At 64.1% G+C, this 14,985-nt stretch carries 14 protein-coding genes; 11 read left to right on the top strand and 3 right to left on the bottom strand.

All coding sequences use genetic code 11. From position 1 onward, the window contains the following. Positions 1–61 precede the first annotated feature (61 nt). The 5 genes from ACI2KG_RS26975 (at position 62) to ACI2KG_RS26955 (ending at position 4,812) form a co-directional block, all read left to right on the top strand. Positions 62–823, top strand: coding sequence for a DUF2076 domain-containing protein (locus tag ACI2KG_RS26975; protein WP_404663963.1), 762 nt, complete (start codon positions 62–64; stop codon positions 821–823). A gap of 162 nt (positions 824–985) precedes the next feature. Beyond that, entirely contained in the window at positions 986–1,465 is a 480-nt protein-coding gene (locus ACI2KG_RS26970) for an NYN domain-containing protein (protein WP_028699930.1), read from the top strand. Positions 1,466–1,473: 8 nt separating this feature from the next. Then, the gene (locus ACI2KG_RS26965) at positions 1,474–2,079 is read left to right on the top strand and encodes a PolC-type DNA polymerase III (protein WP_404663962.1); all 606 of its coding nucleotides are present in this window, start codon (positions 1,474–1,476) and stop codon (positions 2,077–2,079) included. A gap of 425 nt (positions 2,080–2,504) precedes the next feature. Then, positions 2,505–3,425 (top strand): drug/metabolite exporter YedA, encoded by a 921-nt coding sequence (gene yedA, locus ACI2KG_RS26960; RefSeq protein WP_404663961.1) that lies wholly within the window; start codon positions 2,505–2,507, stop codon positions 3,423–3,425. Between the two features lie 55 nt (positions 3,426–3,480). Beyond that, complete coding sequence (locus ACI2KG_RS26955) at positions 3,481–4,812, top strand: DEAD/DEAH box helicase (protein WP_201203647.1); 1,332 nt, start codon at positions 3,481–3,483, stop codon at positions 4,810–4,812. A 135-nt stretch (positions 4,813–4,947) separates the two neighbouring features. Here ACI2KG_RS26955 and ACI2KG_RS26950 read toward each other — a convergent pair whose 3' ends face one another. Both ACI2KG_RS26950 and ACI2KG_RS26945 read right to left on the bottom strand, forming a co-directional pair. After that, positions 4,948–6,189 carry a TIGR03862 family flavoprotein gene (locus ACI2KG_RS26950; protein WP_404663960.1) on the bottom strand — a complete coding sequence of 414 codons (1,242 nt, stop codon included), beginning with the start codon at positions 6,187–6,189 and terminating at the stop codon, positions 4,948–4,950. A 148-nt stretch (positions 6,190–6,337) separates the two neighbouring features. After that, positions 6,338–7,252 carry a histone deacetylase gene (locus ACI2KG_RS26945; protein WP_404663959.1) on the bottom strand — a complete coding sequence of 305 codons (915 nt, stop codon included), beginning with the start codon at positions 7,250–7,252 and terminating at the stop codon, positions 6,338–6,340. Between the two features lie 581 nt (positions 7,253–7,833). On the opposite strand from ACI2KG_RS26945, the gene ACI2KG_RS26940 reads away from it, so the two are divergent. From ACI2KG_RS26940 to ACI2KG_RS26925, 4 genes are all read left to right on the top strand, one after another. Continuing rightward, positions 7,834–8,403, top strand: coding sequence for a GNAT family N-acetyltransferase (locus tag ACI2KG_RS26940; protein WP_404663958.1), 570 nt, complete (start codon positions 7,834–7,836; stop codon positions 8,401–8,403). A 96-nt stretch (positions 8,404–8,499) separates the two neighbouring features. Next, positions 8,500–9,369, top strand: a complete 870-nt coding sequence (tesB, locus tag ACI2KG_RS26935) for an acyl-CoA thioesterase II (RefSeq protein WP_028614112.1) — start codon at positions 8,500–8,502, stop codon at positions 9,367–9,369. Further along, positions 9,366–9,956 (top strand): HAD family hydrolase, encoded by a 591-nt coding sequence (locus ACI2KG_RS26930; RefSeq protein ID WP_404663957.1) that lies wholly within the window; start codon positions 9,366–9,368, stop codon positions 9,954–9,956. The genes tesB and ACI2KG_RS26930 overlap by 4 nt, the downstream gene beginning before the upstream one ends. A gap of 165 nt (positions 9,957–10,121) precedes the next feature. Next, positions 10,122–11,132, top strand: coding sequence for an NAD(P)-dependent alcohol dehydrogenase (locus tag ACI2KG_RS26925; protein WP_404663956.1), 1,011 nt, complete (start codon positions 10,122–10,124; stop codon positions 11,130–11,132). A 10-nt stretch (positions 11,133–11,142) separates the two neighbouring features. Here the strand turns inward: ACI2KG_RS26925 and ACI2KG_RS26920 are convergent, their stop codons facing one another. Then, on the bottom strand, positions 11,143–11,841 hold the full coding sequence (locus tag ACI2KG_RS26920; RefSeq protein ID WP_404663955.1) for a FadR/GntR family transcriptional regulator: 699 nt from the start codon (positions 11,839–11,841) through the stop codon (positions 11,143–11,145). Positions 11,842–12,102: 261 nt separating this feature from the next. Here ACI2KG_RS26920 and ACI2KG_RS26915 point away from each other — a divergent pair, with 261 nt between their 5' ends. Further along, positions 12,103–13,455, top strand: coding sequence for an MFS transporter (locus ACI2KG_RS26915; protein WP_404663954.1), 1,353 nt, complete (start codon positions 12,103–12,105; stop codon positions 13,453–13,455). Between the two features lie 19 nt (positions 13,456–13,474). Then, positions 13,475–14,830 (top strand): glucarate dehydratase, encoded by a 1,356-nt coding sequence (gudD, locus tag ACI2KG_RS26910; protein ID WP_404663953.1) that lies wholly within the window; start codon positions 13,475–13,477, stop codon positions 14,828–14,830. The last annotated feature ends 155 nt before the right edge of the window (positions 14,831–14,985 follow it).

Here is a 14,985-nt window from a genome sequence, read left to right as displayed (position 1 = left end):
CGCGCCGTAACGCCCCATCTTTGACGCTGTCCGTTGTCCTGCTACCCCACGAGGTCGCCCCATGAACACTGAAGAACAAACCCTGATCGACGGCCTGTTCGGCCGCATCAAGCAAGCCGAAGACCCAAGCCAGCCGCGTGATCCGCAGGCCCAGGCGTGCATCGAGCAACACCTGCGCCAGCAGCCGGCGGCGCCTTACTACATGGCCCAGGCGATCCTGGTGCAGGAGGCCGCGATCAAGCGCCTCGACGAACAGAACAAGCAGCTGGAAGCCGAGCTGCAGCAGGCCCGTGCCCAGGCCCAGGCAGCACAAGCCGCCAACAACGCGCCGAGCAATGGCGGGGGTGGTTTCCTGTCCAGCATCTTTGGTTCGGGTGGGCGCAATGCGGCCCCGGCGGTGCAGCCGCAGCGGCCTTCGGCGGCCCCTGTCGCGTCTGGTGGTGGCTGGCGTGAGCCCTCGGCACCGAGCTTCTCCCAACCGCAAGCGCAGCCGCAGCCAGGGTTTGGCGCCGCGCCAGCACGCGGTGGTGCCAGCAGTTTCCTCGGTGGGGCGATGCAGACTGCAGCGGGTGTGGCGGGTGGCGTGTTGCTGGCACAGGGCATCAGCAGCCTGTTCAACCACAACTCGCAGCCTGAAGAGGTGGTCGAGGTAATCAAGGAAGAGCCGACGCCGGCCAGCGACACGGGTGGCTGGAACGACCAGGGCGGGCAGCAGCAGGTGGCTGACAACGGTGGCTGGGGCAGTGACCAGGGCGGTTATGCCGACAGCGATTACGGCAGTGATGGTGGCGGGTTCTTCTCGGACGACGATTCGTACGTTTGACAGGTCTGGCATACTGCTGGCATTTCTGGGGGCGCTGTGCGCCCCTTTCGCGACGCAAGGCCGCTCCTACATGGGTACGCAAATTCCTGTAGGAGCGGCCTTGTGTCGCGAAAGGGCTGCATAGCAGCCCCAGCATTCCCAGCCCAGACACGAGGTTCCCAGGTGAAAAAGATCGCGCTGTTCGCCGATGTGCAGAACCTCTATTACACCGTGCGCCAGGCCCATGGCTGCCATTTCAACTACACCGCCCTGTGGTCCGACGTTAGCCGTGAAGGCCAGATCGTCGAGGCCGTGGCCTACGCCATCGATCGCGGCGACAGCAAGCAGCAGCAGTTCCAGCAGATCTTGCGCAACCTCGGTTTCGACGTGCGCCTCAAACCGTTCATCCAGCGCAGCGACGGCTCAGCCAAAGGCGACTGGGATGTGGGCATTACCCTGGATGTGATCGACGCGGCCAGCCGGGTCGACCAGGTGGTGCTGGCCTCTGGCGATGGCGATTTCGACCTGCTGCTTGAGCGGGTAATCCAGCGCCATGGCACAGAGGCAGTGGTGTATGGTGTGCCCGGGCTGACGGCACTGTCACTGATCCGCGCCGCCACCCGCTATGTGCCCATCGAGGGCAAGCTGTTGCTCAAGCACTGAGGTTTTTCGTGGAACGTATCGCTGTCATCGACTTTGAAACCACCGGCATATCCCCCGGTACCGGCTGCCGTGCCACCGAGGTAGCGGTGGTGATGCTGGAAGGCGGGCGCATCGTCGAGCGCTACCAGAGCCTGATGAATGCCGGTGTAGCGGTGCCTGCGTTCGTCGCCGGGCTGACCGGCATCACCACGGCCATGCTGCGCAGCGCGCCGCCGGTGGACAAGGTGATGAACGAAGTGGCCGAGTTCGTCGGCAGCACCCCGCTGCTGGCACACAATGCCGCTTTCGACCAAAAGTTCTGGGACTATGAACTGAGCCGCATCGGCCGTAGCCGCAGCCAATCATTCGCCTGTTCGCTGTTGTTGTCGCGGCGCTTGCTGCCGGCAGCGCCGAACCACAAGTTGGGCACCCTGACCCGCTGGGCGGGGCTACCGGATACCGGTACGGCGCACCGGGCCATGGCCGATGCCGAAATGGCGGCCAACCTGTTGCAACACCTGGCTGGCGTGTTGCGCCAGGACCATGGGGTGCAACAGCTTTCGCATACGCTGCTGTGCCGGTTGCAGAAAACACCGGCGGCGAAGCTTCGCGAGGCGTTGGCGAAGTTTTGTTGAGGGCTGACAGGCGCTTGGCGTGAATGATGTGTCGCCTGTGAGATCGAGCGCCGCCCGCGCGGCGCTTCGCGGCACAAGGCCGCTCCCACATCTGTTTCGGGCCAATTTTTCCTGTGCCTTTGCCGCGCGCACCCTGGGCGCATGGCTGGAGATTGATGAAAAACAGCGGCGTCCCCTTCAATATTGAAGGGAACAAACAAGGCGGACAGCGGTGGCCTCACAGAATTGACTGGCCTGAAACAGATGTGGGAGCGGCCTTGTGCCGCGAAGCGCCGCGCGGGCGGCGCTCGATCTCCCAGGCGCCACAACTCTCAAAGCCGAACGCACCAAAAGTGTGCCGCTCATTTCGCACGATTTTGTAACTTATGTTCCCCCAGGCAGGCCCTTAAACTGAACCACCCGTAAACGGATTTCGAGTTTTCCCCATGCCTGCCTCCCGTCGCTTTCCCTTGTTGCTGATCGGTGCCTTTCTGGCCCTGTACCTGGTCTGGGGCTCCACCTATCTGTTCATTCGTATTGGTGTCGAAAGCTGGCCGCCGATGCTCATGGCCGGGGTGCGCTTTCTGATTGCCGGTGGCCTGCTGTACGGCTTTCTGCGCTGGCGTGGTGCACCGGCGCCGACCTGGCCGCAATGGCGGGCGGCAGGCGCAATCGGCTTTCTGCTGCTTAGCTGTGGCAACGGTGGCGTGACCGTAGCCGAGCATGCCGGCGTGGCGTCGGGTGTGGCGGCACTGGCGGTGGCGACGGTGCCGCTGTTTACCTTGTTGTTCGGCCTGTTGTTCGGGTACCGCAACTCGAAGCTGGAGTGGGCGGGCATTGCCCTCGGGCTGGTGGGTATCGGCCTGCTGAACCTGGGCTCCAACCTGCAGGCGAGCCCGGTTGGCGCGGCGCTGATCATCTTTGCGGCGGCGTCGTGGGCGTTTGGCTCGGTGTGGAGCAAGAGCTTGCCGCTGCCGCAGGGGCCGATGGCCAGCGCCGCGGAAATGCTGGTCGGTGGCGCAGTGCTGTTGCTGGGCAGTGTGCTGTCGGGTGAACGCATGGTGCAAATGCCGACCGCTGCCGGTTGGGGCGCGTTGGCCTACCTGGTGTTCTTCGGTTCGATCCTGGCGTTCAGTGCCTACATGTACCTGCTCAAGCACGTGCGCCCGGCGGCTGCCACCAGCTATGCCTACGTCAACCCGGCGGTGGCGGTGCTGTTGGGTATCGTGTTTGCCGGTGAACAGATTGGTGCTGAAGAGTGCGTGGCGATGGCGGTGATTATTGGCGCGGTGGTGCTGATCGGCCTGCCGCAGTGGCGCAAGGCGCCCCAGCCCACGCAGCCGTTGAAAGGCGAAATCTGCAAGTAGGCAGGGGCGATGCGGTAAACTTGCCGCCTTCGCTGAACCCCCTGACGGTATTGCCATGAATTTCGCCAAACTCGGCCTGATCGAACCGCTGCTGCGCACCCTGCAGCAGCTGGACTACACCACCCCGACCCCGGTGCAGGCCAAGGCCATCCCCGCCGTGCTGGCCGGCCGCGACCTGATGGCCGCTGCCCAGACCGGCACTGGCAAGACCGCAGGTTTTGCCCTGCCTGTGCTGCAGCGCCTGGCGCTGGAAGGCGAGAAGGTGGCCAGCAACTCGATCCGTGCGCTGGTGCTGGTGCCCACCCGTGAGCTGGCCGAGCAGGTGCACAACAACGTGCGCGAGTACGCCGAGAACCTGCCGCTGAGCACCTATGCGGTGTACGGCGGGGTCAGCATCAACCCGCAGATGATGCGCCTGCGCCGTGGCGTCGACCTGCTGGTGGCCACCCCTGGCCGCCTGCTCGACCTGTTCCGGCAGAACGCGGTGAAGTTCAACCAGGTGCAGACCCTGGTGCTGGACGAAGCCGACCGCATGCTCGACCTGGGCTTTGCCGAAGAGCTGCAGTCGGTGTACGCCGCGCTGCCACGCAAGCGCCAGACGCTGCTGTTTTCCGCCACCTTCTCCGAGCAGATCCGCCTGTTGGCGGGGTTGGCACTGAATGACCCGCTGAGCATCGAAGTCAGCCCGCGCAACGCCACGGCCAGCAGCGTCAAGCAGTGGCTGGTGCCTGTGGATAAAAAACGCAAGGAAGACCTGTTCTGCCACCTGATGCGCAAGCAGCGCTGGAAGCAGGTGCTGGTGTTCGCCAAGACCCGTAATGGTGTCGACCAGCTGGTAGAGCGCTTGCTGGCCGAAGGCGTGAATGCCGACGGCATCCACGGTGACCGCCCGCAGGCCACCCGCCAGCGCGCGCTGGACAGCTTCAAGGCCCGTGAGATCCAGGTGCTGGTCGCTACCGATGTGGCGGCCCGTGGCCTGGACATCGATGACCTGCCCTTGGTGGTCAACCTCGACCTGCCAATCGTTGCCGAGGATTACGTGCATCGCATCGGTCGTACCGGGCGAGCGGGTAACAAGGGCGAGGCGATTTCGTTGGTGTGTGCGGATGAAGTGCAGTTGCTGTCGGCAATTGAAGTGCTGACCCGGCAGACCTTGCCGCGCCATGAAGAGCCGGACTTCATCCCTGACCATCGGGTGCCGATGACCGATGCCAGTGGCCAGGTGGTCAAGAAGCCGAAGAAACCCAAGAAGCCGAAAGAGAACAGCGCCAAGCGTGGCTTGGGGCGCTGGATGGACAGCACTGAGGCAGGCAATGCCGAGCCGGCAGTGAAAGCGGTGCGCAAGGTGCCGAGTTTCAATGGTGGGCCGCGTAAGCGTAAACCTTGAGATTTTTGGGGCCGCGTTGCGGCCCATCGCCGGCAAGCCAGCTCCCACCCAGACCGCATTGAACTCAAGCCATGCACCGTACCTGTGGGAGCCTGGCTTGCCGGCGATGGGCTGCAAAGCAGCCCCGGCAATCTGTCAGGAAACTCGCGTAACCCAATCCGCCGCAGCCCGCCCTGCGCGCAGCCCGCTGGCAAAGCAAGCCGTCAGCAGATACCCCCCGGTCGGCGCCTCCCAGTCCAGCATCTCGCCGGCACAGAACACGCCCGGCATGCCCTTGACCATCAACCCTTCATCCAACCCCTCGAACCGCACCCCACCCGCACTGCTGATCGCCTCATCCAGTGGCCGCGTGCGCACCAGTGTGATGGGCAGCGCCTTGATCGCCCGCGCCAACGCATCAGGGTCGGCAAAGGTCGCCTGATCGGTCAGTTCGCGTAGCAGCGCAGCCTTCACCCCATCAATGCCCAACTGGCTGTGCAGGTGCTTGGCCATGGAGCGCGAACCACGCGGCTTGGTCAGGGCCTGGGCAATCTTGTCCACAGGCTTGTCCGGCAGCAGGTCGAGCAACAGCACACCACGGCCTTCGCGGTTGATGGCTTCGCGCACGGGCGCCGACCAGGCATACACCAGGCTGCCCTCCACACCTTGCGCTGTGAGGATGAACTCGCCCTTGCGCGGCGCGCTGCCGGGCACGCTGAGGGCAATGTTCTTCAGCGGTGCACCGGCGAATTTATCCTTGAGCAGTGCGCTCCAGCCCGCCACTTCAAAACCACAGTTGCTTGGCTGCAACGGTGAGATATCCACAGCCCGCTCGGCCAGCAACGCTTGCCAGCTGCCGTCGGAGCCCAAGCGCGCCCAGCTGCCGCCACCCAATGCCAGCACCACCACGGCGGCGTTAACGGCGCGTTCGCCCTGTGGATAAGCGATCCGCAAGGCGCCATCGGCGGTCCAGCCCAACCAGCGATGACGGGTGTGGATAACTACGCCACTGTCACGCAGGCGCTTGAGCCAGGCGCGCAGCAGCGGCGCGGCTTTCATGTCGGTGGGGAACACCCGGCCCGAGGTGCCGACGAAGGTTTCGATACCCAACCCGTGAATCCATTGTCGCAAGGCTTCGGCGTCGAAGTCGCGCAACAGGGCGTCGATTTCGTTCTGGCGCTCGGCATAGCGGGCGGTGAACGCCGGGGAGGGCTCGGAATGGGTGATGTTCATGCCGCCGACACCTGCCAGCAGGAACTTGCGCCCTACCGATGGCATGGCATCGAACACCTCGACCGCTAGGCCCGCCTGGGCCAGGGCTTCGGCGGCCATCAGGCCGGCGGGGCCGCCACCGATGACGACGGCGAGGGGAGGGGCAGTGGGAGTCAGATCGGGCATGGTCGGCAGCGGGCTGTGGAAAAGATGCGCATTCTAGCGCAGCGCTGCCCATGGAAGCACTGGTCAAAAATTGATCAGCTCTCTGCAGGCCTTGTGGGCCAAGGGCTACAGCGTCTTTCGCGCAGGTTATCCACAAGCGGTTCCACAGTCATTGTGAACAACCCATGACACGTGCCGCGCTGTGGTGAAGGATGCCGTGGCGTTTGGCCAAGGCGACGCGGTCCTTGCTGTAGCCGCCGCCGATCACGCCCATCACCGGGATATCGCGGCCCAGGCAGTGACGCAGCACGGCTTCGTCACGGGCGGCTACGCCTGCGTCGCTCAATTGCAGGTAGCCCAGGGCGTCATCCTTGTGCACATCGACACCGGCGTCATACAACACCAGGTCGGGCTGATACAGCGGTAGCAGATAGTTGAGGGTGTCATCCACCACCTTCAGGTAGGCGTGGTCGCCCATACCCCGTGGCAGGGGGATGTCCCAATCACTGTGGGCCTTGCGCGCCGGGAAGTTCTGCTCGCAGTGCAGTGAAACGGTGATTGCCTCTGGGGTGTCGTGAAGGATGCGTGCGGTGCCGTCGCCCTGGTGCACGTCACAGTCGAAGATCAGCACCCGGTGTACCCGGCCGGCCTCCAGCAGGTAGTGGCTGATCACGGCCAGGTCATTAAAGATACAGAAGCCGGCGGGGTGGTCGTAATGGGCGTGGTGGGTGCCACCGGCCAAGTGGCAGGCAATGCCGTGCTGCAGCGCCAGTTCGGCGGTCAGCAGCGAGCCACCGACGGCGCGCACGGTACGCCGGGCCAGGGCCTCGCTCCAGGGCAGGCCTAGGCGGCGCTGGTCCTCGCGTGACAGCGCGCCGTTCATGTAGCGCTCGATATAGCCGCGGTCGTGGGCCAGGGCGAGGATGTCATTGGGGCAGATTTCCGGGCGCAACAGGGCCTTGTCGGTGGTCAGGCCGCTGTCGATCAGGTGGTCGTGCAGCAGGCGGAACTTGTCCATCGGGAAGCGGTGTTCGGCGGGGAACTCCGGGCTGTAGTCTTCGTGGTAGATCAGCGGCAACGGCATGGGTGGGGGTCGCAGTCAGGGCCAGTGCTGATCTTGCCATGGCCGGGGACTGCAATGGGAGCACCTGATTGTGGAGTGTCGCAGGCCCTTGTGGGAGAGGGGCGCCCGCGAAGCAGGCGCTTGGGTGTGGGCTGACTGGTGCTTGTCTTGAGATGTCTGGCGCCTATGCGATCGAGCGCCGCCCGCGCGGCGCTTCGCGGCACAAGGCCGCTCCCACATCTGTTTCGGGCCAGTTATTTCTGCCTCCTCTGCGCTCGCACCCTAGGGGCATGGCTGGAGATTGATAAAGAGCAACTGTGTCACTTTCGATATCGAAGGGAACAACCAAGGCGGACAGAGGTGACTTAACAGGAGGGACTGGCCCGAAACAGATGTGGGAGCGGCCTTGTGCCGCGAAGCGCCGCGTGGGCGGCGCTCGATCGCACAGGCAACCAAAATCCTAAGGCAAGCGCCAGCCATTCAATACCGCTTCGGGGGCCGGTGAAGGGCGTGTGAAAATTGCATTCGCTGTGCCGCCTGGGTGAAACCCGTGCCCGCGCCTACGCTGTAAACTGCAATACGGCAAAACCGGAGCAGGCCTGATGACCCCCATCCTTGAACTGGAAAGCGCACGGCTGGTGCTGCGCCAATGGCACGACGACGACCTGCGTGAGTTCGCTGCGCTGTGCGCCGACCCACAGGTGATGCGTTACTTTCCCGCCCCGCTGACGCGCCTGGAGGCCGCTGCGCTGATTGGCCGGATGCGCGGGCACTTCAACGAATACGGTTTTGGCTTGTGGGCGCTGGAGCGCAAGGACAGCGGTGCGTTCATTGGCATGACCGGCTTGCTGCACGTGGGCTTTGACGCCGATTTCGCCCCAGCCGTGGAAATTGGCTGGCGCCTGGCCCGCCGCCACTGGGGCCTGGGCTTTGCCAGTGAGGCGGCGTGGACCTGCCTGCGTTGTGCTTTCGCCCAATTGCGCCTGGAAGAGGTGGTGTCGTTCACTAGCGAGAGCAACCTGCCCTCGCAGAAGGTCATGCAAGCCATCGGCATGCAGCAGGACCTGGCCGGCAGCTTCGAGCACCCCCGCCTGCCCGAGGGCCACCCGCTGCGCCCGCATGTGCTGTACCGCATCGACCGCGCACACTGGGAACGCACCCTGCGCGCTTGAATGCACGGCCATGCCCGGCGCGAATGACAAACCCTGTATTATTTGCCTTCATAAAGAGTGCTGTAGAGACGTGTTGCCTTGCTAGGAGAAGCCCCGATGAGTCATGTGTTGGACGACCTGGTCGATCTGTTGAGCCTCGAGTCCATCGAGGAGAACCTGTTCCGTGGGCGCAGCCAGGACCTGGGCTTTCGCCAGCTGTACGGCGGGCAAGTGCTGGGGCAGTCGTTGTCGGCGGCCAGCCAGACGGTCGAGGACGCGCGCCATGTGCACTCGCTGCATGGTTACTTCCTGCGTCCGGGCGATGCCAGCCTGCCGGTGGTGTACTCGGTAGACCGCGTGCGTGATGGCGGCAGTTTCAGCACCCGGCGGGTGACGGCGATCCAGAAAGGCCAGACCATCTTTACTTGCAGCGCCTCGTTCCAGTACGACGAGGAAGGCTTCGAGCACCAGGCGCAGATGCCTGACGTGGTCGGCCCGGAAAACCTGCCTACCGAAGTGGAACTGGCGCGGGCCATGGCCGACCAGCTGCCTGAGCGCATTCGTGACAAAGTGCTGTGCGCCAAGCCGATCGAGATCCGCCCGGTTACCGAGCGTGACCCGTTCAACCCCAAACCCGGCGACCCGGTCAAATACGCCTGGTTCCGCGCCGACGGCAACCTGCCCGATGTACCAGCCCTGCACAAGTACCTGCTGGCCTACGCCTCGGACTTCGGCCTGCTGACCACGGCGTTGCTGCCGCACGGCAAGTCGGTGTGGCAACGCGACATGCAGATCGCCAGCCTCGACCACTCGCTGTGGTTCCACGGCAACCTGCGTGCCGACGAGTGGCTGCTTTACGCCACCGACAGCCCTTGGGCCGGTAATTCCCGTGGCTTCTGCCGTGGCAGCATCTTCAACCAGGCCGGGCAACTGGTGGCATCGTCGAGCCAGGAAGGCCTGATTCGCCATCGCAAGGACTGGGCATGAGCCTGGGCGAGGTTCGCAATTGGGTGTTCGACATGGACGGCACGCTGACCGTGGCGGTGCACGATTTTGCCGCCATCCGCGTGGCACTGGATATCCCGGCCGAGGATGACATCCTGACTCACCTGGCCGCCTTGCCGGCGAACGAAGCGGCGGCCAAGCATGCCTGGTTGCTGGAGCACGAGCGTGACCTGGCGATTGCCTCCACCGCGGCCGCCGGGGCCGTGGAACTGGTACGCGAACTGGCCGAACGCGGTTGCCGGCTGGGCATCCTGACCCGCAATGCGCGTGAGTTGGCGCATGTGACGCTGAAGGCCATCGGCCTGGCGGACTGCTTTGCGGTGGAGCACATTCTTGGGCGTGACGAGGCGGCGCCGAAGCCGAGCCCGGATGGGTTGCTGAAGATTGCCAGTGCCTGGGGCGTGGCGCCGAGCGAGCTGGTGATGGTGGGGGACTACCGCTTTGACTTGGACTGTGGTCGAGCGGCGGGGGCGCGGACAGTGTTGGTGAATTTGCCGGACAATCCCTGGCCGGAGCTGGTGGATTGGCATGCGGCGGATTGCCGGGCGTTGAAGCTGATGCTTGGCTGATTTTTGTATTGGCAATGTGGGCCCTATCGCCGGCAAGCCAGCTCCCACAGGTATCGCACACGTTTTCAGGCCCTGTGGTTTATCTGTGGGAGCTGGCTTGCCGGCGATAGGGCCAGACCTGTCTATGCTGAACCCCATTCTTCACGCTGATACGGAGACCCACCCATGACCAGCAAGGCCATCTACGTTCAACCCGGCGGCGGCTACGACAAGGTCGAAGTCGGCACCTGCGAGGCGGCTGCACCCCGGGCCGGTGAGATCACCGTGCGCCTGCACGCCAGCTCCCTCAATTACCACGATTTCGCCGTGGTCAGCGGCATGTGGGGCCCGAGCGAGCGGCGCATTCCCATGGCCGATGGCGCTGGCGAAGTGGTCGCAGTGGGGGCTGGCGTTTCAGAGTTCCAGGTCGGCGACAACGTGGTCAGCACCTTCTTCCCCGACTGGCTCGATGGCCAGGCCAATGTCGAGGGCTTTGCCCGGGTACCGGGTGACGGCATCGATGGCTACGCCCGCGAGCAGGTAACCGCCCGCGCTACGGCGTTCACGCTGGCGCCCAAGGGCTTCAGCCACGCCGAGGCGGCTACCCTGACCACCGCCGGCCTGACTGCGTGGCGTGCGCTGATGAGCGATGATCACCTCAAGCCCGGCGACACGGTGCTGGTGCAGGGCACCGGTGGTGTGTCGATCTTCGCCCTGCAGTTCGCCAAGCTGGCCGGTGCCACGGTGATCGCCACCTCGTCCAGCGACGCCAAGCTGGAGCGCCTGAAGGCCCTGGGGGCCGACCACCTGATCAACTACAAAAGCACCCCAGCCTGGGGCGAGAAAGTGCGCGAGCTGACCGGCAACCGTGGCGTTGATCATGTGATCGAAGTGGGCGGCCCGGCGACCCTGGAGCAATCGATGATTGCTGCACGCATTGGTGGGCATGTGTCGCTGATCGGCATTCTTACCGGGGTGGCCGGGCAACTGCCGCTGGTGCAGGCGCTGGTACGGCAGATTCGCCTGCAAGGGGTGCTGGTGGGCAGCCGCGCGCAGCAGCAGGCAATGGTGCGGGCCATTGATGCCAACGCTTTGCGGCCGGTGGTGGACAAGCATTTCGAACTGGAGCAGATCGTCGAGGCGTTCCGTTACCAGGAGAGCAACCGGCACTTCGGCAAGATCTGCCTGACTTGGTAATCGATGGGCCCTAGGGCAACAACCGGTCCCGGCTGTTGGACAGGTGCAGGCACACCGCCGCGCGCGCTGCATCTGGGTCATGCCGGCGGATGGCATTGAGAATCGCCTCGTGCTCCAGGTTGGCCAGGTACGCCTGCCGCGCGAGCTTGGCCCCGCTGCGTTCGGCTGCGGCCATGCGGTTGCGCGGTATCAGGCCGTTGCCCAGCTGCAGCAGCATCTCGGTGAAATACAGGTTGCCGGTAGCCTCGGCAATCAGCAGGTGAAAACGCCGGTCGGCCTCGATGCAGCTGTCACCTGCCGCTGCCAGGTCCTGGTAGTCATCCAACGCTTGGCGCATGCGCGCCAAATGCCCCTCATCCCGGCGCAGTGCCGCCAGCGCGGCGGCTTGGCCCTCCAGACCGATTCGCAGCTCCAGCAGGTCGCGCACATTCGCCGCGCTTTCCGCCGCAACACGCAACCCGGCCTGGGCCTGGCGCTCCATCACGAATGTACCGATACCGTGGCGCGGCTCCACCAGCCCCGAGGCCTGCAACTTCGACAAGGCTTCGCGAACCACCGTGCGGCTGACCCCGTGCTCGCGCACCAAGGTGTTCTCCGAGGGCAGTTTGTCGCCCGGCTTGAAGGTGCCCAGCAGAATCTGCTGGGTCAGGCTGGAAACCAGGTCATGGGCGCGGCTGTGGCCGCGTTTGCGGGCGTGGTCGGGTTGCATGGTGTGATCCGGTTCTTGTTGTACTTGTACGACAAGTTAATCGATAAAAATATTTTTTGCCGATTTTTCCAGTGTTCAAGCCAACACGTAGCTGTTCTGTTTTTGAATGTTCGTAGCATATTGGTGTTATGACAGCTTGTATTTTGCTGTTTTGCCGACATTAATGATCTTGTCGTACAACTTCCCTGCGCATAAGCTCGTCCCCACTGCCCTGTCAGACAACCCCGACCCGCACAAAAACAATTAGTGGGAGATCCGCAAGTGAACGACACCCTCGCTCCGCCTGCCCGGAATGATGGCGACGCATTGGCCAGCGCCGTGGCCAAGGTCAAGCGCCACGTCCTGCCGCTGTTCGTCATCATGTTCATCGTCAACTACCTCGACCGCGTCAACATCGGCTTCGTCCGGCCGCACCTGGAAAGCGACCTGGGCATCAGCGCTGCGGCCTTTGGCTTTGGTGCCGGGCTTTTCTTCATCGGCTACGCACTGTTCGAAGTGCCTTCGAACATGCTGCTGCAAAAGGTGGGGGCCCGCCTGTGGCTGACCCGCATCATGTTCACCTGGGGGCTGGTGGCCACGGCCATGGCCTTCGTGCAGAACGAGACCCAGTTCTACGTGCTGCGCTTTCTGCTCGGGGTGGCTGAAGCGGGTTTCTTCCCCGGGGTGATCTACTACTTCACCCGTTGGCTGCCGGCGGCGGAACGCGGCAAGGCGATTGCCATTTTCCTAAGTGGCTCGGCCCTGGCTTCACTGATCTCCGGCCCGCTGGCCGGGGCGTTGATGCAGATCCAGGGCCTTGGCCTGCACGGTTGGCAGTGGATGTTGTTCATCGAAGGCATGGCCTCGGTGGCGTTGTGCTTCTTCGTGTTCTTCTGGCTCGACTCCAAACCCCAGGACGCCAAGTGGCTGAACCAGGCCGAGCAGGACGCGCTGGTCGCTACCATCGACCGTGAGCAGCAAGCGCGCGAGGCGCTCGGTGCGGTCAAGCCGTCGGCCTGGAGCCTGCTCAAGGATCGCCAGATCGTGCTGTTCTGCCTGATCTACTTCTGCATCCAACTGACCATCTATGCCGCCACCTTCTGGCTGCCAAGCATCATCAAGCGCATGGGCGACCTCAGCGACGTGCAGGTGGGCTTCTTCAACTCGATCCCGTGGCTGATCTCGATCCTGGCCATGTATGCCTTCGCTGCCGGTTCTGCACGCTGGAAGTTCCAGCAGGCCTGGGTGGCGGGTGCCCTGGTGATTGCTGCCATCGGCATGTTCATGTCCACCACCGGCGGGCCGGTGTTCGCCTTTGTTGCCGTGTGCTTCGCGGCGATTGGTTTCAAGTCGGCCTCGGCACTGTTCTGGCCGATCCCCCAGGGTTACCTGGACGCCCGTATCGCCGCAGCGGTGATTGCGCTGATCAACTCGATCGGCAACCTCGGCGGCTTCGTCGCCCCTACCACGTTCGGCCTGCTGGAGCAGCAGACCGGCTCGATCCAGGGTGGGCTGTATGGCCTGGCGGTGACTTCGGTGTTGGCGGCAATTGCCATCTTCTTCGTGCGTATACGCCCCAAGGGCGCCTCTTCCGATGACCTCAAGGCCCCTTCGGCCCTGGGCCACACCCACTGACGACTGCGAGAAAACAATCATGAACATGCAGACCAACCCCGCCGTTCATACCAACCCCCCGGTGGTTACCGACTTGCGCGTGATCCCAGTTGCCGGCCACGACAGCATGCTGCTCAACCTCAGTGGCGCCCATGGGCCCTACTTCACCCGCAACGTGGTGGTGCTGCGCGACAGTGGCGGCAACACCGGCCTGGGCGAGGTGCCCGGCGGCGAGAACATTCGCCAGACGCTGGAAGAAGCCCGCAGCCTGGTGGTCGGCCAGCCGATCGGTCATTACCAGCGCGTGCTCAATGCCATGCGCCAGACTTTCGCCAACCGCGACTCTGCCGGCCGCGGCCTGCAGACCTTCGACCTGCGCATTACCGTGCATGCGGTAACCGCCATCGAGTCGGCACTGCTCGACCTGCTCGGCCAGCACCTGAACGTGCCGATGGCGGCACTGCTGGGCGAAGGCCAGCAACGTGATGCAGTGAAAATGCTGGGCTACCTGTTCTATATCGGCGACCGCCAGCAGACCGACCTGGCCTACCGCAGCGAAGCGGATAGCGATGACGACTGGTTCCGTGTGCGCCACGAAAAGGCCCTGACCCCCGAGGCGGTTGTGCGCCTGGCCGAAGCGGCCAAGCAGCGTTATGGCTTCAGCGACTTCAAGCTCAAGGGTGGCGTGCTGCGAGGTGAAGAAGAAATGGAAGCGGTGACGGCACTGGCCGAACGCTTCCCCGAAGCACGCATCACCCTGGACCCCAACGGCGCCTGGTCACTCAAGGAAGCCATCGCCTTGTGCCGCGACAAACACGATGTGCTGGCCTATGCCGAAGACCCGTGCGGCGCCGAGAACGGCTACTCGGGCCGCGAGGTGATGGCCGAGTTCCGTCGCGCTACGGGTTTGCCCACGGCTACCAACATGATCGCCACCGACTGGCGGCAGATGGGCCATGCGATCCAGCTGCAGTCGGTGGACATTCCGCTGGCCGACCCGCACTTCTGGACCTTGCAGGGCTCGGTGCGGGTGGCGCAGATGTGCAATGACTGGGGGCTGACCTGGGGTTCGCACTCGAACAACCACTTCGATATTTCGCTGGCGATGTTCACCCAGGTGGCGGCTGCAGCGCCAGGTGAGATCACGGCGATCGACACCCACTGGATCTGGCAGGACGGCCAGCGCCTGACCCGCGAGCCGCTGCGCATTGTCGGTGGCCATGTGCGGGTGCCGGCACGGCCGGGGTTGGGTGTGGAACTGGATGAAGACCAGCTGGCCAAGGCCCATGAGTGCTACCGCAACATGGGGCTGGGGGCGCGCGATGACAGCGTGGCGATGCAGTTCCTGATGCCGGGGTGGAGTTTCGATAACAAGCGGCCTTGCCTGGTGCGTTAAGGCTTCGGGCCCTTTCGCGGCGGTTCGGCGCCCCGATGAACCTGCTCCCACAGGTACTGCATATCGCGCAAAATTTGTGCAAACCTTGTGGGAGCGGGTTTACCCGCCGCAGCTGCTCGCCGAAGCCAGCCCGCGTATTCGTGGCGTTGTCACGG

Origin of the sequence: Pseudomonas sp. NPDC089407 (genome assembly GCF_044900445.1) — a bacterium.
GTDB lineage: Bacteria > Pseudomonadota > Gammaproteobacteria > Pseudomonadales > Pseudomonadaceae > Aquipseudomonas.
Note: the sequence above shows the minus strand (reverse complement) of the source record. Positions and strands in the feature narration are given on the sequence as shown.